The sequence below is a fragment of the Candidatus Methylomirabilota bacterium genome (assembly GCA_036002485.1).
Classification (GTDB): domain Bacteria; phylum Methylomirabilota; class Methylomirabilia; order Rokubacteriales; family CSP1-6; genus AR37.
The window spans coordinates 82,606-106,029 of the sequence record DASYTI010000033.1; the positions used below are offsets into that span (position 1 = coordinate 82,606).

Below are 23,424 nucleotides of genomic sequence, written 5' to 3' on the forward strand. Positions count from 1 at the left end.
GCTATCTCGCGGGCAACCGGATGGTCATGGTGGTCCCGCGCCCGAGCTCGGAGTCCACATCGATCACCCCATCGTGCAGCTGAACGATGCGATAGGCGACGGAGAGGCCAATCCCGGTGCCCTCCGGCTTGGTGGTGTAGTAGAGCTTGAAGATTCGCTCGAGATCGTCCCGGGCGATGCCCACGCCCTCGTCCGCGATGTCCACGCGCACCACGTCCCGGCCCTCGCACGTGGTGCGCATGGTGACCGTCCCGCCCTTCGGCATGGCCTGACTGGCATTCTGCAGCACGTTCAGGAAGGCCTGGCGCAAGAGCTCCTCGTCCGCGCCCACGGGCGGGAGGGTAGGATCCAGCTCACAGGCGATCCGGATCCCCTCGCCCTGCCACTCCGCCTCGATCAACGCGGTCAAGTTCCGCAGCAGCCCGTTCATGTCTATCGTCTTCAGGACCAGCTCTTGCGGTCGCATGAACCTGAGAAAGCCCTGGACCACCCGGTCCAGGCGATGGATCTCCGAGCCAATCACCTCGAGACTCTGCTGCACCTCGGCGGTCGGCGCTTCCAGGCGCTCCTTGAGCAGCTCGAGGTGGATCATCATGGCGTTGAGCGGATTCTTGACCTCGTGCGCCACCCCGGAGGTCAGACGGCCCAGGGCCGCGAGCTTGGCCGAATAGCTGACGAGGGACTGGACCGTCTTGATGGAATCGAGGTCCTTCATGAGGATGGCCGCCCCCATGGCCCGGTTCTTGTCTCGCATGGCCACGATCGACACCAGGAACTCGCGCGTGCTCCCGTCCTGGGGAAAGGCCAGGGTCCGGTTGTGCGGCGCTGCGGTGCCCATGCCGTTCTCGGCCATGAGCTCGCAGAGCGGATGGTCGTCGGGAAGGACCTCGGTCAGCGGGAGGCCCACGACCTGTTCCAGCGGCCGGCCTACCGCTGCCGCTGCCGCCCGATTGAAGAAGAGGATCCGCTGATCCGTATTGAGGAAGATGACACCGTCCTCGAGCTGGTCGACGATATGCTCGAGCTGGGCCTTCTCGCTCAAGGTCGCCGTCCGATCAGCCTGCATCTCCTGCCCCAATTGCTGGAGCTGGGAGGAAAGCTCCTGAAACTCGTTCCCGCCCCCCAGGCTGGTCCCCACGTCGAACTCGCCGCGGCGCAGGCGATCCAGCTCTCCGCCCAGGGCGCGGAGCGGGCGCAGGGTGAGCTGGGCCAGGGCCATGGCCGCGAGCCAGGCCACGGGAAGCGTGATGCCCGCGAGGGCCAGACTCCGTCCGACCGAGGCGTTGAGCTCCTTTCTCAATAGGGTGGTGGAGACACCGAGATGGATGCTCGCGAAGGGCTGCCCATTGAGGTTCATGGGCAGCACCGTCTCGTAGGTCTCGCCGCTCCGGTACAGCGCGGAGAAGCGCCGGATGGTGCCGAGGCCGAGCAGATCGTCCAGTCGGCCCGGCTGGAGAGCGGGAGCGCCCTCGCGATCCCGCCGCGTATCCAGCAGGGCGGCCCCGCCGCCGTCGGACACGAAGGCATAGACGAGATGCGGCGAGTACCCCACGCTGGCCTCGAGCAGGTTTCGCAGCTCGCGGTCCCGGCGCAGGGCCTCGAGAGGAGGGCGTCCGGGGGCGCGCGTGAGCGCCTGCCCGATCTGCGCGTAGATCTGCTTGGCCACCAGCTGCGCCTGTCCCGAGGCTTCCTGGACGACCACTCGGGTGAGCTGGGAGATATGCACCATGGTGGTGGTGGCCACCACGAGGAAAGTGAGCAGCGTCACCGCCACGGCGTCCTTGCTACGAATGCCGAATCGCATGCTAGGCGCCGTAGGACTTCAGCTTGTTATGAAGAGTTTTCAGGCTGATCCCCAGGATTTCCGCCGTTCGCGTCTTGTTGTTGCCGTGAGCGGCGAGGGTCCGGAGGATCAGCTGCCTTTCCGCTTCGTCAAGGCTGGTGCCGATTCGGAACGAGACGGTATCGGGAGATTCGAGCACGTCGGCTTCGGGCCGGACGGGAGGCTCGGGAGGCAGATGCTTGGCCGCGATGAGCTCTCCGTCACACACGATGGCGGCTCGCTCGAGGGTGTTCCGGAGCTCTCGCACATTTCCCGGCCATGGATGCGCCATCAAGATCTTGAGGACGTCGTCGTCCACCGAGCGAATGTGCTTGTCGTACTTCGCGTTGAACTCCTCCACGAGGGCCTGGATCAGGATAGGAATGTCCTCCGGCCGCTCTCGCAGGGTGGGCATGGGCAGGCTGACCACGTTGAGGCGGTAGTAGAGATCTTCGCGAAACGTTCCGTCGCGCAGCGCCTTGATCGGATCCTTGTTGGTGGCGGCGAGCACGCGGACGTCCACCCTCACCTCGGTCTTGCTCCCCAGTCGTCGCATGGTGCCGTCCTGCAGGATGCGAAGGAACTTGGCTTGCGTCCCGGAGTTCATCTCGGCGATCTCATCGAGAAACAGCGTGCCCTGATGGGCCAGCTCGAAGCACCCCAGTCGACGCTCCAGGGCGCCCGTGAAGGCACCCTTCTCATGGCCGAAGATCTCGCTCTCCAGCAAGGTCTCGGGGATGGCCGCGCAATTCACGGCGACGAAAGGACCCTGGGCGCGTGGCGACAGCTCGTGGAGCGTGCGCGCGGCCAGCTCCTTGCCCGTGCCGCTCTCGCCCGTGATCAGGACCGGCGCGGGGGTCGGCGCCGCCAGCTCCACGAGTCGGTAGACCTCCTGCATCGGCGCGCTGGTGCCCACGAGCTTGCCCAGGCCCCAGACCTGTCTGACCCGTCGCCTGAGCAGGATGATCTCGCGGAGGGCTTCGCCTTTTTCCGCGGCCTTGGGAAGAAGCGCCTTGAGTCGTCCGACATGCACCGGCTTCATCAGATAGTCGTAGGCACCTTCCTTCATGGCGGCCACGGCGCTGTCGATGCTGCCCTGCCCCGTGAGCAGGATGACGCTCACGAAGGGAAGCTCCTGTTGAAGGGACTTGAGGAGGGCAAGGCCGTCGAGCTTCGGCATGACGAGGTCGGAGACGACGACCGATGGCAGGAAGACGGTCGCCTTCTGGAGCGCCTCCTCGCCGTCGCTCGCCTCCTCGACTTCGTATCCCCAGCCCGACAGCAGCGACGTCAGGCCCTTACGGGCAGCCGCTTCATCGTCGGCGACCAGGACTCTCAGTGCCATGCGTGTCCCATGTTGACCACGGACCTTGCCGGGTTCACTCTCGCTGACCGTCCGGATAGCATAGCAGGACTGGGGGTTTCCGAGCGGGATGCCGAACCGAAGGGTCGGAGCATGGACCTGCTCCCGCTCAGGTGCTATGGGCTGATTCTGGCCACCGGCCGGACCTTCCCGTTGGCGTGCCGCCGGGCTCTAGTGTCGCCCGGCGGCGGGATCGGCAATCCGGCTCTTCAGTGTCGCACCAGGCGATTCAGATCCCGAGCACCGATCCGGGCGGATTGGGAATCATGGGGCGTGGGCGCCTGAGGAAGCTCACCATCTTCACGGGCTTTCGGCTCGGTCATTCCCCCTCTTGAAGCGCGCGATGATCGCCTGGGCGGCCGTCGGCACCTGGGGAGGAGGCACCGACGCGTATTGCCTCAGGGCAGTCTTCGTTCGTGGTCCCAACACTCCGTCAATGGGCCCAGGATCGTGTCCGGTCTCTACGAGGGCTTTCTGTACCTCGCGGATGCGTTCAGGGGTGGCGCCACGCCTTTCGTCCCGCAGGCCGAGCTTTTTCGTGGTGGCCTGGTCTAGCAGACTCGTCACCGGGAGTCCCTCGGCCTGCTGGTAGTCCTTGATGGCCGTCTGGGTGCGCGGTCCGAGAATTCCATCGTGCGGACCTGGGTCATAGCCCTTCTTCTGGAGTTCCTGTTGTGCCTGCCTGATGAGCGACTTACCTGGCTGCGACACTTGGTCCGCAGGCGTGGTCGAAGCTGAGGTTGCTGCCGTAGGTTGAACCCGCACGGGGGTCTGTGCCCCCACGGCTGATGCGAACATCAAGAGCGAAGCGCTCAACGGGATGCCGAGGCTTGCCGACCGAGTCAATCGCATGGCCGTCACCTCCGCCTCCGCGGGGCTGCATCCGATGTGCCAGCGACTGCCCAAGAATCAGACAGCTTCCTGAACCCTAATGCTCCGATTGACTGAACGATCTCGGCAATCTTCGGATCACATGAGCCGCTCTACTGGAACGGCTATGGGGAAGAAATTTCCGACTCGCGTGTAGGATTTACTGAGCGGAGCGCCACCACTGTTGCACAAATGGCGCGCCCGGAGGGATTCGAACCCCCGACCCTCGGCTTAGAAGGCCGATGCTCTGTCCACCTGAGCTACGGGCGCCCGACGGGATTATCGCCCGAATGCAGGGCGGGGAAGGACGAAGAAGTGCGGCAACCCTTGAAGCGGTCGATGTCCTAGCGTTTGCCGGGGGCCGAGCCCCGCGGCGCGCTGTTTTCCTTCTCGTTCAGAAGCTCCCCTCGGGTCTTTAGGCGCTGGACCAGGTCTGAATATGAGCTCGTCCGGATCACTCGATCGAACTGCGTCCGGTAGTTGGAGATCAAGCTCATGTTCGCGATCAGGACATCGTAGATGAGCCATCGATCTTGGTTCTTCAGTAGCCGAGATTCGACGGGTACCTCGGTGCCTTTGCTGGTGACGATGCGTGCCCGGACCGTAGCCCGATCACCCTCGATCTGCTCGCTCACATAGGTGATGCGCTCACCACCGTACTCGCCGATCCGAGAGATATAGGTCTGCTCGAGCAGGCTCGCAAAGAGGTGTGTGAACTCCTCGCGCTCGGCCGGCGTTCGTTGCGGCCAGTGCTGGCCCAATGCCCGCTTGGCGGTCTCGGAGACATCAAAGGCCTCGTTGGCAAGCTTCCGCACCGCCGTGCGCCGATCAGGCGCGCTGAGGCCGGGATCCTCCAGGATCTTGAGCACCTGATCGGTATAGGCGCGCAGCTGGTCCGTGGGTGCCCCCGCCCACGAGAATTGCACGGCACCCAGCGTGAGGATCACGCCGAGCAGGATGATCAGCAGCCTACGCACAAGAGTCCTTGGCACCGACAGTAGTCCTCTTTGGTATTCGACTGTCTCTAAGGTGTTCGACTGTCTCTCGGCGAAAGTATTCCCGAGTTGCCGCGACCGCCTAGCGCGCCGGCCCCGGCGGTGGGGGCGGCGGCGTACCCGGAGGCGGAGGAGGGATACCCGGAGGGAGCGTCGCACTCGGAGGAGCGGGCGGGGCCGGTGGCGGGGCCGCCGTATAGGCCGGCCGCGAGCCCCGCGCGACGGGAATCTGATTACCCTTGAGATACATGCACTGCATGTAGGCTACATCGTAACGACGCTGCACGGAGATGGAAGCACCTTGGGCATTGCCGGCGCCGACCGCGGTGCCACCCAGCAGTCCCACGCCGGCTCCCACGGCCGCTCCGGTAGCGGGGCTGCCGGCGGCAGCGCCAAGGGCTGCCCCCGCCGCGGCCCCCACCAGCGTCCCGATCGCGGCTCCGCCGACCGTACTCTCTGTCGCGGCCTTGCCCGTCGTCGTCCCGGTTTGCTGCGCCGCCCACTGACGGCACACGGCGTCGTCACTCTGAAACTGCTCGAAGCCCTTGCCGGTACCCGGCAGCACCATGACACTCGGACCCGTCGGCACTGATGCGCATGACGTCAGAAACAAAGCGGCCACTACGAGCAGAACAACGACTCGCTTCGTCATTGCGCCCTCGCCGGCACTTTGATCCATGCCTCGGGACATGACTGCGCCTGAGGGTAGTACGCCTGGGCGGTCGAGCAGTAATACCAGTAAGCAGGCGGCGCTGACGGTGGCGGAGGCGGCGAAGTCTGCGGCTGCTCGACATATACGGGCGGCTGCTCGATGACGACGGGGGCCGGAGGATAGTACGGGGGCGGATACCACCAGTAGGGATAGGGTGGGCCCCACCACGCCGGACCGACCCCGATGAACACACCGCCACGGCCATGCCACGCATAGCTCGGGACAACCGGGAAGACGAGCAGGCCAAACAACAGCACCGCCAGCACGACCACCGCCGACCTTTTCATGGTTGCCTCATTGAACGAGAATCGATCGGGCCGCACTCAGGATACCACCCGGGACGCTGCGTTGCCTCTGTCACTGCCTCGTCGCCGGCATGTTCCCGACCCCCATCTTCCCCTAGCTCCAGGACCCCGGAATCGAGGCGTAAAGCGTGTATATTCCAGGGGTAAAGAACTGTGAAGCGAAGAGGCGTGGAGCGGACTACCCGGGCGTACGATGTGGCCGCAGCGAGGCACCGGCCGTACCACTCGTGAAGACGATACGACCCACCAGGGCTTCCGCCGTCGAGTGCGTGTCGTTCGTATCGATGGAGATGGCGACCGCCCGGGGATCCTCGGGGTCCTCGCCGAACGCCTTCCGGTAGTCCTCGTAGACGTTGCGCCGCTCCGTCACCCATCGGTTGAGTTCTCGAGTTCCCGATCTCACGATGACGAACATGACGCTCCCGGTCTTGCGGCTTCGTTCCATGGCGCCGGCGGGCAAAGTCGCGTCCCACGCGTACCCGATCAGGCGGGAGCGCAAAGGGCCAGGGAAGCGCGGCCACACCACGAAGACGTGCCCGGTGAGGTCCGAGGTCTCCCGCTTGCGAAGATCGGCTCCCACCGGATGCTGCACGACCTTCCAGCTCCATTCCAGGGTCGGCGTGGAGCGAAGCGAGATACGGACCTCTTTGGCGATGGTCGAGTGCTCGTTCCGACTCTTGAGATGGAGGGCCCGACGCCCTTCGTCTTCGGTCACGGAGAAGTCGTAGGCCGGCCGGCCTCCAAACGTCTCATACGGCCTCCACCCGGAGGGAACGCCCGTGGCGCCGACGGCATGCTGGGCCCAGTCCTCGACGATATTGACCTCCGCGTCCGAGGACGAGACGGCGAGGAGGGCCACGGCGAGGGCACACGCGAGCGTACCCGGTAATCTCATGACACGCGCTTCACCGCGAGCTCGACCACCTGGATGGCTCACTCACCCGATCAGGCTGACCCTCCCGGTGCTCAGATCATAGACCGCACCCACCACCTGCACCGCGCCTCGCTTCACCGCGGGAGCCACGATGGGCTGGAGGCTCCGGAGTTGCCCGACTCCGATCTCCACGTTCGCGCGAATCGCGTTGTCGAGCGGATCTCCCGAGCGGGACTTGGCCTTCAGCACCGCGGGACGAATGCTGTTGACGAGGGGACCGATGGAGCCGGGCAAGGCATCGCGATCGTCGAGGTGCTTGACGGCGGCCTTGACCGCGCCACACTCGCTGTGTCCGAGCACCATGACGAGGGACGTGCCCAGCTCGACGATGCCGTACTCGATGCTCCCCTTGACGAAGGCGCCCGCCCCTCCGATCACATTGCCGGCCACGCGTACGACGAAGAGGTCGCCCACCCCTTGGTCGAAGAGAATTTCGGGCGGCACGCGCGAGTCCGCGCAGCCCACGATCACGGCCAGGGGGCGCTGGCCCTCCGCGAGCGGCCGAAAGTCCTCCGGCCTCCGGCGCGGACTCAGCGGCGCCCCCCTCACGAACCGCTCATTGCCTTCGCGCAGCCGTCGGAGCACCTCATCCGGCGGTGGTCCCGCCCCGCCCGGCCCCGCGGCGTGCGTCGCGGGACTCCGCGCGAGGACAAGCCCTGCTCCCAGGGCGGTGAGGCGCAGCACATCGCGGCGCGAGAAGCCCGCTCCCCGGCCGGACACGAGCGTGGAGGCCGCCGATCTAGCGAACGCGGAGAACGCGCGCCGCCTTGCCATACTGGGCGGGCGAGACCCACAGGATGGCGCCGTAGCGTCCCTTGCCCGCCTGCACGGCATCGATGGCGATGACATTGATCCGCTTCGCCGCGAGCTTGCTGAGCAGCCGCGCTCCCGCGCCCACGCGATCGTCGCCCGAGACGAGGAAGGCGCGCTTGGGCCCCGCGATCTTCCACTTGGCCTTCTTGGCCACCTTGCGGAAGGCCGACGGATTCGCCGGCACGAAGTCCATCTGCGCGTTCCCTCGATGCGGAAAGCCGGAGAAGGCGACCAAGTTGACTCCCGCTTCATGGAGCACGGCGAGCGCCCGCGCCCCCTGCCCCGCGCGGTTGGGCACCATCATCTTGAAGTAGGTCACGCGCTTCACGCTATCCGCCATGAGCGTCTCCTCCTTGAGATCTCCCGTCGATCGTGAATGTCAGGGAACGCTCGCCGACGGCCGCGCATTTCCTCGGCCGTCGGCGAGGCGTGGAATGGTCGGGGTGAGAGGATTTGAACCTCCGACTCCCTGCTCCCAAAGCAGGTGCGCTACCGGGCTGCGCCACACCCCGTACTTGCGTGAATGTTATCACTATTAACCGCCTCCGCGAATCTCCCTACGTCAACAGGTGTGCCTGGGAGAGCTGCCTGGGAGAGAGCTGAGGTATGCGCCTTTGTTATCAGTCTGTCGCCAACGCGTCGAGCAACGCCCGCGCATCCTTCAGGTCGGCGGTATCGAATCCTTCGGTGAACCAGCCGTAGACCTCCGCCAAAGGGCGTCGGGCCTCCTCGCGGTTGCCCCGTCGTCGGAGCAGGCGGCTCAAGCTCATCGCTGCTCGCAGCTCCAGCGACTTCGCGCTCTGCCGCCGAGCGATGTCGACGGCCTCCCGGAAGCAGCGTTCCGCGTCGTCTGCGTCGGGACCGTCGCGGGCCAGGAGCAATTCCCCTTTGAGCCGGAACAGCTCGGCCTCGTTGAAGCGGGCCGACGTCTCTCGCGCGCGCGCCAGGCCTTTGCTGACCGCCTCCAGCGCCTGGTCGATGAGGCCAGCGCCGCGATACGTTTCGGCGAGTGACGCCCAACCGTGTGGCTGTTCGAGCACGGCCCCCGCGCTCCGACAAACGTCCATTCCGCGGATGATGACCGTGGCGCCTTCGTCCGTTCGGCCTTCCTGCGCGATCGCCCAGCCGTGCTCGACCAGGCCATTGCCGAGAAAATTGACGGCCGCCTGTTCCGTCGACAAGGCAATGGCGGTCTCGGCGAGGGCCCTGGCACGAGGGCCCTCTCGACGAAGATGATGTACCAGGGCGCCGAACCAGACAGCCAGGATCATGCTGACCGTCTGGGACAGGTCATCCGCGAGCGCGATGGCCTCCTCGGCACGCCGAGCGGCTCGGTCGGGATAGCCCAGGTACCACAGCGCATATGCTGAGAAACCCCGGCATGCGACACCGGGGTCATAGCCGGCATGCTGGTGGGCGAGAGTGCGATGCTCGTCCGGGCGATACAGCTCGATGCCCTGCTCCAGATGCTCCAGGGAGCGAGTGAAGTCGCCGCACCAGTACAGCGTGTCGCCGAGGACGTCGTGGGCGACCAGCCGCAACACCGGGTCGCCGGCCGTCTGAGCCAGTCGGAGCAGCTCTTCGCCCAGTTCCAGTGCGGTCTTCAGATCGCCACGGAGCTCGTGGTATTCCCAGAGGCCTCTCAGCACGGCGAAGAGCTCTGACCGCTCGCCCCCCTGCCGGCACAGAGTCAGCGCTCGCGTGTAGTTCTCCTCCACTTCGCGCGCTCCGAGACCCTTCGTGGACATCAAGGCCGGCCCCAGGGCTGTCCGCAGGGTGAGTTCGCGCTGGAGCCGGCCGCGAGTGTCGGGCAGCTTCGCGAGGAGGTTCAGCCCCTTCGTGAAATGCCCGATGCTTTCGACGTTCGCTGAACGTTCGACCGCGCGTTGACCCGCTTGCTGCCAGTAGGCGATCGCCTGGTCGGCCAGACCGGCTTCCGTGTAGTGGTGGGCGACGAGCTCCGGTTGCGTTCCCGTCGTCTCCGGGAATCGTTCGACGAGGGTGTCGGCAATTCTCGTGTGGAGCTGCTGCCTCCGGCTCATGAGCATCGACTGGTAGGCGGTGTCCTGGATCAGCGCGTGCTTGAAGATGTACGTGGCATTGGGGGGCACGCCGCGCTGATGAAGCAGGTCGGACTCGCCGAGCTTGGCCAGCGCCCGTTGCAACGTCGTGTCGTCGATGGACGCGGTGGCGCGCAGCAGCTCGTAATGAAAGCTGCGTCCGATCGCCGCGCCGACTTGCGCCACCTCCTTGACCGTGGCCAGTCGATCGAGCCGGGCCATGAGCGAGTCCTGGAGCGTCGAGGGAATCGCCAACGGAGGAAGGGCGTTGCTGAGCTCGTAGCGGTCATCCTGCTCCCGAAGCCAATCGGATTCGAGCACCATTCTCGTGAGTTCTTCCACGAACAAGGGAACGCCGTCGGTTTTTGCCACGACCTGCTGCAGGACTTCGGCGGGCAGGGTCTTTCCGCCCGCCATTCGCTCGACCATCAACTCGGTCTGCTGTCGCGTCACTCGGTTGACCGTGAGGTACGTAAAGTGGCTGCGATTGGCCCACGGCGGTCGAAATTCCGGCCGCGACGTCATGAGCAACAAGATCGATGCGGCCGGCACCTGACCGACGACGAAATCGACGAGCTCGCGCGTGGACGGGTCGGCCCAGTGAAGATCTTCGACGATGAAGAGGACCGGTTGCTCGGCGGCGAGCGCCAAGAGCAGGGCGACGATGGCCTCGAACGTCTTCTCCTTCTGGCGTTGAGGCGTGAGACTCAAGGGCGGGTGTTGCTCGGGAACGGCAACGGACAGGAACGCGGCCCAGAGCGACACCACCTCGGGCTGGGCCAGCCCATAGCGGACGAGTCCCGCTTCGATCTTCCCGAACCGCTCGGCGGGCGCGTCGTCTCGATCGAACCGGAGCGAGCGCTCGAAGAGGTCGATGAGCGGATAGAGGGCGCTATCTTGATGGTAGGGAGAGCAGCGAGATTCCCACCTGAGGTGCCGCTCCGCCGCAATGTGATCCTTCAAGACCCGAACCAGCCGTGATTTGCCGATCCCGGGCTCGCCACTGAGCAACACCACGTGGCCGCGTCCATCCTTGACGTGCTCCCAGCGATCGAGGAGCAGGCCGACTTCCTGATCGCGCCCCACCAGCGGCGTGAGCGTCCCCGCCGCCGAACCTTCCAGCGAATCCGCCGCCCCGCCGTCACCATGGACCCGGTACGCGCGCAGCGGTACCGGCAGCCCCTTGAGAACCTGCGCGCCGAGGTCAGTCGCCATGACCGATCCCCGCAGGAGTCGATGCGTCGCGGCGCTGATCACGACGGTATCGGCCTCTGCGATCGCCTGGAGGCGCGCCGCGACGTTCGGCGTTTCACCAAGCGCCAGCTCTTCGCGGCGGCCCGCTCCCCCGATTTCTCCGATTACCACCGGCCCCGTGTGAATGCCGACCCGGACGGCAAGGGTGATCCCTCTCTCGCGCTGCAGGCGCGCATTCAGCGTCGCCATCGCGTCGATGATACCGAGGCCGGCGCGTACGGCGCGCCGAGGGTCGTGCTCGCTGGCGACCGGATACCCGAAATACACGAGCAGACCGTCACCAAGATACTGCGCGACATTGCCGTGAAGCTGGCCGATCACGGCATCACATACCTGCTGGTAGGAACGCACGACGTCGCGGAGCACCTCGGGATCGAGCCGGGCGGCCAGCTCTGTCGATCCGACGAGGTCGCAGAACATCACGGTCAGTTGCCGGCGTTGCGCCTCTGCAGGACTCTTCGAGGAGCGGTCGATCTCGGTCACGTCGGCGGCGGGGGCGGCCTCCGCCCGGCCAAGATGTATTGGCTCGGATGTCGGTGCGGGAATCGGGGCCAGCGGTGCTCCGCAGCTATCGCAGAACTTGCTCCCGGCCTCGGTCTTCGCGCCACAGCTCGAACAGACGGCAGCGAACAGGGCACCGCACTCGCGACAGAATCGTGCCTCCTCGCGATTCTCTGCCTGGCACCGGGGACATTTCATGTCGCAACCTCCAGTCCCGGTTTGCGCGCACCCTCGCCGTGGCCGGCCCACCCAAGCGTCTCGAATACCCGTCGGCAGGCTCTGCCGGCACCTTGCCTCGGTCGACGACGCGCAGCCACCGTAGCACAGCTTGCCTCGGTGGACCTCGCCAGTCGCCGTGACACGCAGGAAGCCGTGCTACGTTGCGGGGGTCCCCGGGCCTGACGTATGATACGCGGCGATTCGAAAGCCCAGAGGCGATGCTGTCCCGAGCGCCGAGGCCACGGGGGACCCTGTCACGGCTGAGCTCCTCGCCGTCACCAGCATCACCAAGCGCTTCGGCGGCGTCGAGGCGCTCGCCGGGTGCACCCTCTCCGTTGGCGAAGGTTCCATCACGGGTCTCATCGGGCCGAACGGCGCGGGCAAGACAACGCTCTTCAACGTGATCAGCGGCCTCACCCCGGCCGACGGCGGCCAGATCCGTCTGGGCACCGATCGTCTCGACGGGCTTCCCGCGCACGCCATCGCCCGGCGAGGCGTCGGGCGCACCTTCCAGATCCCGCGTCCACTCGGGCGGATGACCGTGCTGGAGAACGTGCTCGTCTACGCCCACGATCAGCCGGGCGAAAGGCTCGCCCGCGTGTTCACGGCGCCGAAGCGCGTGAGGGCCGAGGAGAACCACGCGCGCGAGCGCGCGCATGCGTTGCTCGAGTCCGTGGAGCTCGCGCATCTCGCGGCCGCGCGGGCGGAGACGCTTTCCGGCGGCCAGAAGAAGCTGCTCGAGCTCGCGCGAGCGCTCATGAGCGATCCCCGCATCATCCTGCTCGACGAACCCGGCGCCGGCGTGAACCCGACGCTGATGCGGTCGCTCGTCGAGGCGATCCAGGCGCTCCGGGCGGCCGGGCGGACGTTCCTCCTGATCGAGCACGACATGGATCTCGTCACCGAGCTCTGCGATCCGGTCATCGTGATGGCCCAGGGGCGCAAGCTCATGGAGGCCCCGTTCGCGGAGGTCCGGCACGATGCGCGGGTGCTCGAAGCCTATCTCGGGACAGCCCGGTGACCGCGCTTCTCGAGGTGCACGATCTTTCCGCCGGCTACGGCGACAACGACATCCTCCATGGTCTCTCGCTTCACGTCGACGACGGTGAGCTGGTCGCCGTCATCGGACCGAACGGGGCTGGAAAGTCGACCCTGCTGAAGACCCTGGCCGGGCTCGTGCGCCCGCGCTCCGGGCACATCGCGCTGGGCGGCGCCGACATCACGGGCGCGGGCAGCCAGCGCATCGTGGCGAGCGGGCTTTGCTACGTGCCCCAGGAGGCAAACGTGTTTGCGTCGCTCAGCGTGTGGGAGAACCTCACCATCGGCGCCTGGACGGCTCCCGGAGCGTTGAGCGAGCGGGCCCGGGCCGTCGTCGAGCTCTTCCCCGTCCTCGCCGAGCGCCGGCGCGCCCGGGCGGGAACGCTGTCGGGCGGTGAGCGACAGATGCTCGCGATGGCCATGGCCCTCATGGTGGAGCCTCGCTTGCTCCTCCTCGACGAGCCGTCGGCGGGGCTCGCGCCCGCCCTCCAGCGCCTGGTGTTCGACCGCGTTCGCGAGATCAACGCGCGCGGGCTCGGCATCCTCCTCGTGGAGCAGAACGCGCGCGAGTCGCTCGCGCTCTGCCAACGAGCGTATGTCCTCGCCATGGGTCGGGTTCGCGCCGAAGGGCCGGGCGGGGTGCTTCGCGATGACCCGGAGATCCGACGTCTCTATCTCGGCGGCTGACCTCACAGGGAGATCCAGACATGACGACGATGACACGGCGTGAACTCTTGAAAGCTTCAGGAACGGCCGGACTGGTGCTGGGCGCGCCAGCCATCCTCTCGGCGCAATCGAAGGAGCCCATCCCCATCGGGACCTTGTGTCCCCTCACGGGCGCCGGCGGCTCGTACGGTCCCGATATGCAGCGGGCGGTGGTGGCGGTCGTCGAGCGGATCAACAAGGCCGGGGGGATCAACGGCCGGCCCGTCCAGCTCTTCCACGAGGACGACCAGACGAACGCCGAGGCCGGGGTGCGCGCCGCGCGCAAGCTGATCGACGTCAACAGGGTGGTGGCCATCGTCTCCACGTGGGCCTCCGCGGTGACCCTGGCCGTCAAGCCGCTCTGTGTCGAGGCGAAGGTCTTCGTCATCGGCGTGTCGGGCGCGGACAGCGTGACCCAGGGAGATCACAAGGGCTACATCGCGCGCACCCAGCCGAACACGCAGCTCCAGGGGCGCATGTACGCGAAGTTCGTCGTGACCAAGAAGGAGTGGAAGCGGGTCGCCTATATGGCGCTCCAAACCCCGTACGCCCAGTCCTTCGGCGACGCCTTCGCGGGCGTGCTGAAGGCGGCCGGCCTGACGATCACCGACAGCCTGATCTACGAGGACAAGAAGCCCTCGTATCGCAGCGAGGTCACGCGGGTGCTCGCCACCAACCCCGACCTGATCATGCTCGAGGGCTACACCCCCGACTCCGTCGTCATGGCGAAGGACATCTACAAGGCCGCCTACAAGGGCGCCATCCTCGGGCCAAGCTTCGCCATCAACGCGAAGTTCATCGAGGGCGTGGGCGCCGAAGTGGCGGAGGGAATCTGGAACATGGACCGGGCGCCGCTGTTCGACTCGCCGGCCTACAAGGAATTCTCCGCCGCGGTGCCGCGGGGGGACGGCAGCCCGTACCCGCCGCAGGCGTGGGATCAGATGACGCTCGTCGCGCTGGCCCTCGCGGCCGCCAAGGGCGAGGTGTCGGGAACGGTGATCAAGGACCATCTGCGGACGGTTTCGAACCCGCCGGGCACCGTCGTGTATTCCTTCGCCGAGGGCGCGAAGCTCCTGAGCGAGGGAAAGAAGATCAACTACGAGGGCGCGTCGGGTTCGTGCGACTTCGATCAGATCGGTGACATCCTCTCGGCCCCCTTCAGCGTCCAGCAAGTGCAAAAGGGCAAGTCCGAGCGTGTGATGATCATCAATCCCTGACGGTCCCCTCGGGGATGCCGCCCATCGCGCAGTACGTCTTCAACGGCATCGTGACGGGCGGCATCCTCGCTCTTCCCGCGGTCGCCTTCTCGCTCCTCTGGCGACTCCTGCGCTTTCCGAACTTCGCCGTCAGCACGTACCTCACGGTGGGCGCCTACGTCGCGCTGGTGCTGAACCACGGCGTGCGCGCATCGATCGAGCTGGCCTGGCTCGGCGCGCTCGTGGTGACCGGCGCCGTCGCGCTCGTCGTCGACCGCATCGCGTTCCGGCCGATGCGCGATCGGCGTCCCTTCTCGCTGGCCATCGCGTCGATCGGCGTCGCCTTCGTTCTCGAGAACGTCGTGCGCTTCGTGTGGGGCAACGATTTTCGGAGCTTCGACGTGCCGGTCACGCGCGGCATGAGCGTGGCCGGGCTCCGCGTCGGCCGCGAGCAGCTCCTCATCCTCGGCGTCGCGGTGGTCTTGATGGCGCTTGCCCAGGCGTTTCTGCTCCGGACCCGGCTCGGCATCGCCATGCGCGCCACCGCCGACAATCCGCTGCTCGCCGCGGTCAAGGGCGTGCCCACCGAACGCGTGATCGCGCTCGCCACCCTGGGGGGCGGCGGGCTCGCGGGCGGGGCCGGGGTGTTCCTCGGCCTCGACGCCAGCATCGATCCCCTGATGGGCGGTGGCCTCATCATCTCGGTCTTCGCCGCCGCCATCCTCGGGGGCATCGGCTCGGCGCCGGGGGCGCTCGCCGGCGCCTTGATCGTCGGCATCATGGAAGAGGTCGGGATGCTCGTGGTCCCGCCGACGTACAAGACGGCGATCGGCTTCACGATCATTCTCGCCGTGCTGCTCGTGAGGCCAACCGGCCTCGCCGGCGCGCGATCGTGAGCGCGCGCAAGTGATCGCCTATCTCACCGCCATCGCGACGCTCGTCGGCATCCGCGCCGTGCTGACCCTCGGCCTGAACGTCCAATGGGGCCTGACCGGGCTCGTGAACCTCGGCGCCGTCGCGTTCTTCGCCGTCGGCGCCTATACGTCCGCCCTGCTGGCCGTGGGGGGGACGCCGCTCGCCCTCGCGTGGCCCGCCGCGGTCGGGATGGCCACGGCGGCCGGGGCCGGGCTGGCCATGGTTGCCCTGCGACTCAGAGAGGACTACCTCGCCATCGTCACCCTCGGCTTCGGCGAGGTCTTGCGGCTGTTCCTCCTGAACGAGGCGTGGCTCACGCACGGCGCCAACGGTGTGACGGCGATCCCGCGCCCGCTCCACGCGCAGTTCACCCGGCACTACGACGTGTTTTACCTCGCCCTCGTGCTCGTGGTGGTCGCGCTCGTCTACGCCGCCCTCGAGCGCCTGCGTCGGTCGCCGTTCGGCCGCGTGCTCCGCGCCATCCGCGAGGACGAGATCGTCGCCGCCGTCGCGGGCAAGCCCGTCTTCCGGTTCAAGGTCCAAGCTTTCGCGCTCGGCGCGAGCATCGGGGGACTCGCGGGCATTCTCTTCGCGCACTATCTCGCGTACGTCGAGCCGAACATGTTCCTGCCCCAGGAAAGCCTGTTCGTCTGGCTCGCCCTCATCCTCGGGGGCAGCGGCAACAATCGCGGCGCTCTCCTCGGCTCGGTGGTGCTCCTCGGTCTTCTCGAAGGCAGCCGATTCGCAAAGGACGTGATCCCGTTCCTGACGGGCGTGCGACTCGCCGCGGCGCAGCAGATTCTCGTCGGCGTGGTTCTCGTGGTGTTGATGGTCCGGCGTCCCGAGGGATTGCTGCCGGAGAAGCCGGGTTCGGACTAAGGGTTCAGACCAAGGAGGATGCGATGCGGGTAGGATTCATTGGCTTGGGGAACATGGGGGGGCCGCTGGCGAGCTTCGTGCTCAAGGCGGGGTTCTCGCTCGCGGTCCACGACATCAGGAGAGAGGCGGCGGCCGCGCTGCTCGAACAGGGGGCGATCTGGACCGACTCTCCCGCGGAGGTGGCCGCCCGATGCGATGTGATCTGCACGTGCGTGCCCGGCCCCCTGGAGATGCAAGCCGTCACCCTCGGGGTTAGAGGGATTCTGGAGGGCGTGAAACCAGGCGCCGTGGTGATCGACCATACGACGAACGCCCCTGGCCTCGTGCGGGAGGTCGGCGGCGCGCTGGAGGCGCGCGGCGCGCACCTGCTCGACGCGCCCCTCGACGGCGGACGCGAAGGCGCCCTCGAGGGGCAGCTCACCCTGTTCGTCGGTGGCGACGAGGCCATCCTGCGCCGAGTGAAGCCGGTGCTCGACACGTTTTCCCGGAGCGTGGTGTGGGTCGGCGAGCTGGGGGCGGGGTCGGTCACCAAGATCGTCCACAACGCCCTGGCCATGAGCATCGATCTGCTGCTCGCGGAGTGCCTGACCCTCGGCGCGAAAGCCGGCGTCGCCGTCCCTCGCCTCGTCGAGGCGTTCCGCGAGGGGTGCATCGTGAGCAACAACATGACCTTCACGAAGCGCATGCCTGCCACGCTCTTCCGCGGAGATTTCGCCGCCCGGTTCGCGCTGGCTCTCGCGTACAAGGACTTCCGGCTCGCCGGTGATCTCGCGACGCAGCACGGGGTGCCCACCCGCTTGCTCGACCTCTGTCAGCTGGAGCTGCTGGAGGCCATGAATCGCGGGTGGGGCGATCAGGACCGCACGAAGGCCTCGACGCTCCAGGAGGAGCGCGCCGGCGTGAAGCTGAGAATGTAGACCTACCGCGCGGAGATCGACCCCGGCATGGTGGCCCGCCGCGCTTCTTCCGGCTCCGGCCGCGCCACCGGCATGCCCCGGCGGCCAAGCTTCGACTTGTCCATCGAGTAGAAATTCAGGCTGTTATCGAGCAGCATCTTGCGCTTGGCGGAGTCGGGAACGTCTTTCCGCCCGAGGAGTGTCGCCACCGTCCCGGGATAAGGATTGCCGTCGTGCCCCCGCTCCCCGACGAACAGCGCGTCGAAGTGGAGATAGTCGGAGGCGAACAGCATGGCGTCCTCGCCGACGTGGTCGAGGAAGAACGGGATGAACTCGTCGCCGGGCTCGCAGCTGAAGAACACGCGGCCCCCCTTGACGTACTCGCTGGGCTTCGCCGAGATGTGCGCCCACCGCTCGGGCGCCACCTCGTTGTACTCGTCCATGCGGTGCATCCAGTAGGGCACCCATCCCGCGCCCGCTTCCAGGAACGCGACCTTCAGCCGGCTGAACCGCTCCAGCACCCCGCCCGTGATGATGTTGGAGCACGCGAGCATCTGCGCGAAGGTGTGGGCCATGTGCGAGGCTTCGAGCATGTGGTCCGGCCGGTTGATGTCGAAATAGCTCCGGAACAACGACGGCAGGGCAGGACCGTGGACGGCGATGGGCACGTTCAATCGCTCCGCTTCCGCCCAGAAGGGCGAGAGCCGCGCGTCACTCAGCAACGTGTCTTCTCGCACGGTGCACCCGATCTGGATGCCCACCATGTTCAATCGGCTCGTCGCCCGGCGCATCTCCTCGATGGCGCCTTCCACGTCCTGGAGCGCCACAAGACCGATGCCTTTGAGCCGCTGGGGGCACACCTCGCAGTAGTCGTACAGCCAATCGTTGTACGCGCGGGCCCGTGCCGCGGCGAAGCCCGCGTCGTGGGTGACGGTCAGCGGCAGCTCGTCGGTGGGATAGATGACGGCCACATCGATCTGGTCGCGGTCCATGTCGGCCAGGCGAGCCCAGGGATTGTAGGTCCCCATCCGACGATAGTGAATGGCCTTGCCGTGCGGCGCGGGCAGGTTGCCATTGACCCCCACGAATCCGCACTCCGTGTCGGGTCCCCAGACCTTGCCGTCCACGAGACGAACGATGTTGCCCCGGGACACCTGGGTATAGACGGGACGCCGCTCGCGGTACTTCGGATCGATCCGCTCGTAGGTCTCGTTGACCTCGATCACGTGTCCGTCGCCGTCGATCACCAGATCGGGTCGGTCGGTCATGGCATGCTCCTTTTCGGTTCTCGCCGATCGCTACCGGGCTGCGCCGCAGGCCGGTGAAGTGCCGCGAGTATACCGCCCCGCCGGAAGACCGTTCAAGGCTGGGATACCAGCCAGGCGCGGGCTTGGGCAAGAGCCTTGGCCCGATGGCTGACCCGATTCTTCTCCTCGGGCGCCAGCTCCGCGAAGCTCCGACCCAGGGGCGGGTAGAAGAAGAGCGGGTCGTACCCGAAGCCTCCCTCCCCTCGGGGGGACTCGAGCAGGACGCCCTCGACCACTCCTTCGACTGAGGCTTCCTGGCGTCGATGCGGGCAGACGACGGCGATGAGACATCGGAACCGCGCCGTCCGGCGCTCCCTCGGCACGCCCGCCAGCGCCCTCAGCATGACCTGGCAACGCTCGGGATCGCTGAGACCCGGACCGCCATATCGCGCGGAGAGCACGCCCGGACCTCCCCCCAGGGCATCCACTTCGATCCCGGAATCGTCTGCCAGCGCGAGCTCGCCCGTCGCCGTGGCGACCGCACGGGCCTTGTCCCGCGCATTGGCGGCATAGGAGATCTCGCCCTCTGGAGGCAGGACAATCCCCGGGAAATCGCCGAGACTCAGGATACGGAACGGGATGCCGGCGAGCAGGGCGGCCATCTCGCGCGCCTTGGCGTGGTTGGCCGTGGCGAGGACGAGCGGACGCTCAGAGGCCGAAGGAGAGCTCGGCGCGCGCCTCGAGGACGCGTCGCTGTAGCGCGATGAGGCGGCCAATGCCGCCTTCGGCCAGGGCGAGCATGGCGGTGAGGCGGTCGCGCCCGAACGGCGTCTGCTCTGCCGTTCCCTGCACCTCCACGAACGCGCCCGCCCCCGTCATGACCACGTTCATGTCCACTTCCGCCGACGAGTCCTCGACGTAGTTGAGGTCGAGCACGGGCGTGCCGTTGACGATGCCCACGCTGATGGCGGCCACGCAGTCGCGCACCGGAGAGCCCGGCAGCGTGCCTGCCTTGACGAGGGTGCCGATGGCATCGGCCACCGCGATGAAGCTCCCGGTGATGGCCGCCGTCCGCGTGCCTCCGTCCGCCTGGAGGACGTCGCAGTCCACCCACACCGTGCGCTCGCCCAGCTTGGCCATCTCGACCACGACCCTCAGCGAGCGCCCGACCAGCCGCTGGATCTCCTGCGAGCGGCCGCTCGGTCCGTTGCGCTCGCGGGTCATGCGCGTATTGGTCGAGCGCGGCAGCATGCCGTATTCAGCCGTCACCCAGCCCTTGCCCTGGCCCTTGAGAAAGGACGGGACTTTCTCCTCGATGGAGGCCGTGCAGACGACCTTGGTATCGCCGAATTCGACGAGCACCGACCCTTCCGGATGCCTGAGGTAGTCGCGCGTCACCCGCACCGGACGGAGGTCGTCCGGCTGCCGCCCGTCGCTCCGCGCGCTCATCGCGAGGTCCCGCTCTTGCCCGGCTCGGTCTGGACGGTCCGCACGCGCTGATCGTACCGCCGCTTGTATTCCGCGAGGCCCACATAGATCGCCTTGGCCACCGCCTCGCGGTGCTCCACGGAGGCGAGCTTCTTTTCTTCCCGCGGATTCGTGAGGAAGCCGATCTCGATCAAGATGGCAGGCATGGCGGCGCCGCCCAGGACGTAGAAGCCCGCCTGCTTGACGCCCCGGTTGACGAGGCGGAGCGTGCGCGTGGTCGAGTCCAGCACGGTCTCGGCGAGGAAGCTCGACTCCTGCTGGAACTCGGACTGCGCCATGTCCCAGAGGATGCTCTTGAGCAGATCCGTCCTCTGACGCGACTGCGGGTTCTCGAGCTCGACCACGCCGTTCTCGATGGCCGCCGTCTGGCGTGCCTCATTGTCGGTCGCCTCCGAGGACAGGAAGTACACCTCCACCCCCTCCGACACCGACCGCGGGTGCGCGTTGGCGTGGATGGACACGAACAGATCGGCGCGCCGTTTATTGGCGAAATTGGTCCGTTCGCGCAATGGCACGAAGACGTCCGTGCTCCGAGTGAGGGCGACCTTGACCCCCAGCCCGTCCTCGACCATGCGGGCGGCGCGGCGCGTCACGTCGAGCACGACGTCTTTCTCCATGACGCCCGTGGGACCGGTGGCCCCGGGGTCGTGGCCGCCGTGGCCCGCGTCCATCACGATGAGCTGGAGGGGGGTGACGCCGCCATTGGTCTTGGGAGCGGCGCCACTCGCGCTCTCCTTCGGGCGGTAGATGTCCACGACGACCCGGAAGGGATCCTGGAGCGACGCGGTCTTGACGTCGGCCGCCCTGCTCTCCAGCACGATCCTGAGGAGGGCATCCGGTCCGGTCGCTTCGAGACGCACTTCTTTGACGAGCCCGTCATCGATCTCCTCGACGCGCACCCTCGGGACGGCCAGGCTGGACAGGCGCACGCGAATCTCTTTCTGACCGGGGGCGACGAGATAGGAAAGCTCCGCGCCTGCCTCGACGACGATTCGCGTGAAGGACGGGTACGAGCGGTATCGCAGCTCCTCGAACGGCACGCTGGCGTTGACGCGCTTGAGGCGCGGCCGGTTCTCCAGGGCCGCCATTGGTCGCGCCGCCGTGATGCCGGGGGCGAGCTTGCCGAGTCCCTTGGCGAGGAAGCCCTCCGGGATGAGCCAACCCTTGGCGGTGGCCCGCGCGGGCGCCTCGAGCGTGAGGGGTTCGCCCGCGACGGTCAGTCGAGCCTGGTCCCGCGTGAACTGGGCCACCCGTTTCGACACCGTCAAGGTGGCGCGGGAGCCCTTGACGCTCCACGAACCCTTGAGCAGCCCCGCGAGGCGCTCGGCAGAGACGTACGAGCCGCCATCGTCCAAGCTCACGATAGTCAGCTGGCCGAGTGAACCTGCTTTGCCTCTTACCTCGACGGAGGCCGGGCGCGCGGGCGTCGCGCCCTCGACGGGAATCGCTCCCATGAGGACCGCGCACATGAAGAGCAGCGCTGCCGGCCATCGAGCCATCGTGTCAAGCCTCTGCGGTTCGGTCATTCTACCAATCGCGGACAGGCGGGCAGGAGAAAGAAAACCGCCCTCCAGGGTCTCGGATCGGGCCCGGAGGGCGGCTCCCACAGCTCGGAAATGGTGGAGGCGGTGGGCATCGAACCCACGTCCGGAAATCCTCAGCAACAGGCATCTACATCCATAGCCGGTTCTCTTGTGCTCTCGCCACCCCTCCCTCCAACCGGCTGGTTGTCAGGGCGGCCAGCTCCTTGAAGATCTCGCCCCTTGCCCAAGAGCGGGACTTGGGGCCAGTCACCGGAATATGACGTCCGAACCCGGGCCCCGATGACTCGACCCGGAGGACGCTAGCGGGTGTTAGGCCGCCAGAGCTAGCTGAGTGTCGGCAGCTATAACCGTGCCCACAGTTTTACGAGGAGCGAGCACCTCGGGATGCCACCTGTGCGTCACTGATCCCCGTCGAAACCAGTCGCCCCCTTTCAGGCGCGTTGCCGCGCCCGTGATTCCTTGGCCATCTCGCGCTTCGCCTCGCGCTCGCGGAGGCTTGCGCGCTTGTCGTGGAGCTTCTTGCCGCGCGCCAGGCCCAGCTCGATCTTGGCGCGCCCTGCCTTGAAGTATAGACGAAGTGGGATGAGGGTCAACCCGCGCTCGGCGACCTTGCCCACGAGCCGCGCGATCTCGCGGCGGTGCAGGAGCAGCTTGCGCCGCCGCTCCGGGTCGTGGTTGGCGTCCGAGCCGTGGTGATAGGGACTGATATAGCAGCCGATCAGCCAGACCTCGTCGTTGTCGACGGCGGCATAGCAGTCCTTGAAGTTGACCTGGGACTCGCGCAGCGACTTGACCTCGGTGCCCCGCAGCACGAGCCCGGCCTCGAACGTCTCGAGGACCTCGTAGTGGTGAAAGGCCTTCCGGTTGGTGGCGACGACTTTGTCAGCGGCCATGGCTGGCGGGAGCCCGCGGGCCCCTTGACTTCACGGTCTCGCTCGGTATTCTAATGGCGCTCTCCGGGCCGAAGTGGCGGAATTGGCAGACGCGCATGATTCAGGGTCATGTGCCCGCAAGGGTGTGGGGGTTCGAGTCCCCCCTTCGGCACCACACTCAAATCAAGCACTTCCCTCTCGGCTAGTCTCTCGGCCAGTTTGCTGCTGTCACTACTTGCTGTCACTACTCTGGCGGTCTTCAGCATTTCCCCCTGGAGGAAGTCAGGCGACAGGTGTGCGTAACGCATGGTCATGGCCAATGTGCTATGTCCTAGAACCTTGCTCAGACTCTCCAGCCGCCCACCCGACATCATCCACTGGCTCGCGAAGGAGTGTCGGAGATCGTGAAAGCGGAAGTCCTCGACCTTCGCCTGCTCCACCGCGGTTTCAAAGGCCGCGCGGATGCTCGACGTGGGAAACACCCGGCCTTTATGCGGCTCGGGCATCTTGGAGAGGATCTCGTAGACCTTGTCGCGCATCGGCACCTCGCGGCGCTTGTAGTGGCGGCGTCTCCCGTTACTGACTCAACGGCAACGTGAACGTAAACGTCGATCCCTGCCCGAGCTGACTCTTCACCCAGATCCGTCCGCCGTGCAGCTCGACGAACTTGCGGCACAGCGCCAGACCCAGGCCCGTGCCCTCGGCCTTCTTCTCCGCCTTCCCGACCTGGCGGAACGCCTCGAACACCGCTTCCTGATCCTCCGGCGCGATGCCGATGCCGGTATCCGTCACCGAG

Annotated in this window: 21 protein-coding genes, 3 tRNA genes and 1 other RNA gene; 7 read left to right on the plus strand and 18 right to left on the minus strand. The window is 66.8% G+C overall.

Annotated elements, in window-relative coordinates:
* Position 1 precedes the first annotated feature (1 nt).
* The 11 genes from VGT00_03965 to VGT00_04015 form a co-directional block, all read right to left on the minus strand.
* The gene (locus tag VGT00_03965; GenBank protein ID HEV8530555.1) at positions 2-1,804 is read right to left on the minus strand and encodes an ATP-binding protein; all 1,803 of its coding nucleotides are present in this window, start codon (positions 1,802-1,804) and stop codon (positions 2-4) included.
* A 1-nt stretch (position 1,805) separates the two neighbouring features.
* A complete protein-coding gene (locus VGT00_03970; GenBank protein ID HEV8530556.1) occupies positions 1,806-3,167 on the minus strand; it encodes a sigma-54 dependent transcriptional regulator in 1,362 nt (453 codons plus the stop codon).
* A gap of 1,081 nt (positions 3,168-4,248) precedes the next feature.
* Positions 4,249-4,325: transfer RNA gene (locus VGT00_03975), tRNA-Arg, on the minus strand.
* A gap of 74 nt (positions 4,326-4,399) precedes the next feature.
* On the minus strand, positions 4,400-5,032 hold the full coding sequence (locus VGT00_03980) for an ABC transporter substrate-binding protein (protein ID HEV8530557.1): 633 nt from the start codon (positions 5,030-5,032) through the stop codon (positions 4,400-4,402).
* A 100-nt stretch (positions 5,033-5,132) separates the two neighbouring features.
* Entirely contained in the window at positions 5,133-5,702 is a 570-nt protein-coding gene (locus tag VGT00_03985; protein ID HEV8530558.1) for a glycine zipper family protein, read from the minus strand.
* Positions 5,699-6,049, minus strand: a complete 351-nt coding sequence (locus VGT00_03990; GenBank protein ID HEV8530559.1) for a hypothetical protein — start codon at positions 6,047-6,049, stop codon at positions 5,699-5,701. Before VGT00_03990 ends, VGT00_03985 begins: the two co-directional genes overlap by 4 nt.
* Positions 6,050-6,245: 196 nt before the next feature.
* Positions 6,246-6,962, minus strand: a complete 717-nt coding sequence (locus VGT00_03995; GenBank protein HEV8530560.1) for a DUF3047 domain-containing protein — start codon at positions 6,960-6,962, stop codon at positions 6,246-6,248.
* Positions 6,963-7,004: 42 nt separating this feature from the next.
* Positions 7,005-7,721: a carbonic anhydrase gene (locus tag VGT00_04000; protein ID HEV8530561.1), complete on the minus strand. Its 717-nt coding sequence runs from the start codon at positions 7,719-7,721 to the stop codon at positions 7,005-7,007.
* A gap of 19 nt (positions 7,722-7,740) precedes the next feature.
* Positions 7,741-8,154 carry a hypothetical protein gene (locus VGT00_04005; protein ID HEV8530562.1) on the minus strand — a complete coding sequence of 138 codons (414 nt, stop codon included), beginning with the start codon at positions 8,152-8,154 and terminating at the stop codon, positions 7,741-7,743.
* A gap of 95 nt (positions 8,155-8,249) precedes the next feature.
* Positions 8,250-8,326: transfer RNA gene (locus VGT00_04010), tRNA-Pro, on the minus strand.
* Positions 8,327-8,434: 108 nt separating this feature from the next.
* On the minus strand, positions 8,435-11,611 hold the full coding sequence (locus VGT00_04015) for an adenylate/guanylate cyclase domain-containing protein (protein HEV8530563.1): 3,177 nt from the start codon (positions 11,609-11,611) through the stop codon (positions 8,435-8,437).
* A gap of 520 nt (positions 11,612-12,131) precedes the next feature.
* Here VGT00_04015 and VGT00_04020 point away from each other — a divergent pair.
* Genes VGT00_04020 through VGT00_04045 form a run of 6 tightly spaced genes read left to right on the plus strand, consistent with a single transcriptional unit; the run spans position 12,132 to position 17,498 of the window.
* On the plus strand, positions 12,132-12,869 hold the full coding sequence (locus VGT00_04020; GenBank protein HEV8530564.1) for an ABC transporter ATP-binding protein: 738 nt from the start codon (positions 12,132-12,134) through the stop codon (positions 12,867-12,869).
* Positions 12,866-13,573 carry an ABC transporter ATP-binding protein gene (locus VGT00_04025; GenBank protein ID HEV8530565.1) on the plus strand — a complete coding sequence of 236 codons (708 nt, stop codon included), beginning with the start codon at positions 12,866-12,868 and terminating at the stop codon, positions 13,571-13,573. Before VGT00_04020 ends, VGT00_04025 begins: the two co-directional genes overlap by 4 nt.
* A gap of 20 nt (positions 13,574-13,593) precedes the next feature.
* On the plus strand, positions 13,594-14,808 hold the full coding sequence (locus VGT00_04030) for an ABC transporter substrate-binding protein (protein ID HEV8530566.1): 1,215 nt from the start codon (positions 13,594-13,596) through the stop codon (positions 14,806-14,808).
* A 14-nt stretch (positions 14,809-14,822) separates the two neighbouring features.
* On the plus strand, positions 14,823-15,683 hold the full coding sequence (locus VGT00_04035) for a branched-chain amino acid ABC transporter permease (GenBank protein ID HEV8530567.1): 861 nt from the start codon (positions 14,823-14,825) through the stop codon (positions 15,681-15,683).
* 10 nt (positions 15,684-15,693) lie between these two features.
* On the plus strand, positions 15,694-16,581 hold the full coding sequence (locus VGT00_04040) for a branched-chain amino acid ABC transporter permease (protein ID HEV8530568.1): 888 nt from the start codon (positions 15,694-15,696) through the stop codon (positions 16,579-16,581).
* A 23-nt stretch (positions 16,582-16,604) separates the two neighbouring features.
* Entirely contained in the window at positions 16,605-17,498 is an 894-nt protein-coding gene (locus tag VGT00_04045) for an NAD(P)-dependent oxidoreductase (protein HEV8530569.1), read from the plus strand.
* Between the two features lie 2 nt (positions 17,499-17,500).
* On the opposite strand, the gene VGT00_04050 is transcribed toward VGT00_04045, so the two are convergent.
* From VGT00_04050 to smpB, 6 genes are all read right to left on the minus strand, one after another.
* Positions 17,501-18,745, minus strand: a complete 1,245-nt coding sequence (locus tag VGT00_04050) for an amidohydrolase family protein (protein ID HEV8530570.1) — start codon at positions 18,743-18,745, stop codon at positions 17,501-17,503.
* Positions 18,746-18,837: 92 nt separating this feature from the next.
* Positions 18,838-19,500 (minus strand): RdgB/HAM1 family non-canonical purine NTP pyrophosphatase, encoded by a 663-nt coding sequence (gene rdgB, locus VGT00_04055; protein HEV8530571.1) that lies wholly within the window; start codon positions 19,498-19,500, stop codon positions 18,838-18,840.
* Positions 19,433-20,173, minus strand: a complete 741-nt coding sequence (rph, locus tag VGT00_04060; protein ID HEV8530572.1) for a ribonuclease PH — start codon at positions 20,171-20,173, stop codon at positions 19,433-19,435. Before rph ends, rdgB begins: the two co-directional genes overlap by 68 nt.
* Positions 20,170-21,711 (minus strand): N-acetylmuramoyl-L-alanine amidase, encoded by a 1,542-nt coding sequence (locus VGT00_04065; protein HEV8530573.1) that lies wholly within the window; start codon positions 21,709-21,711, stop codon positions 20,170-20,172. Before VGT00_04065 ends, rph begins: the two co-directional genes overlap by 4 nt.
* Positions 21,712-21,829: 118 nt before the next feature.
* Positions 21,830-22,185: a transfer-messenger RNA gene (gene ssrA, locus VGT00_04070) on the minus strand.
* A 2-nt stretch (positions 22,186-22,187) separates the two neighbouring features.
* Complete coding sequence (smpB, locus tag VGT00_04075; GenBank protein HEV8530574.1) at positions 22,188-22,649, minus strand: SsrA-binding protein SmpB; 462 nt, start codon at positions 22,647-22,649, stop codon at positions 22,188-22,190.
* Positions 22,650-22,716: 67 nt separating this feature from the next.
* Here smpB and VGT00_04080 point away from each other — a divergent pair.
* Positions 22,717-22,803, plus strand: a tRNA-Leu gene (locus tag VGT00_04080).
* 401 nt (positions 22,804-23,204) lie between these two features.
* Here VGT00_04080 and VGT00_04085 read toward each other — a convergent pair.
* A partial coding sequence (locus tag VGT00_04085) for an ATP-binding protein (GenBank protein HEV8530575.1) occupies positions 23,205-23,424 on the minus strand: 220 nt, incomplete at its 5' end.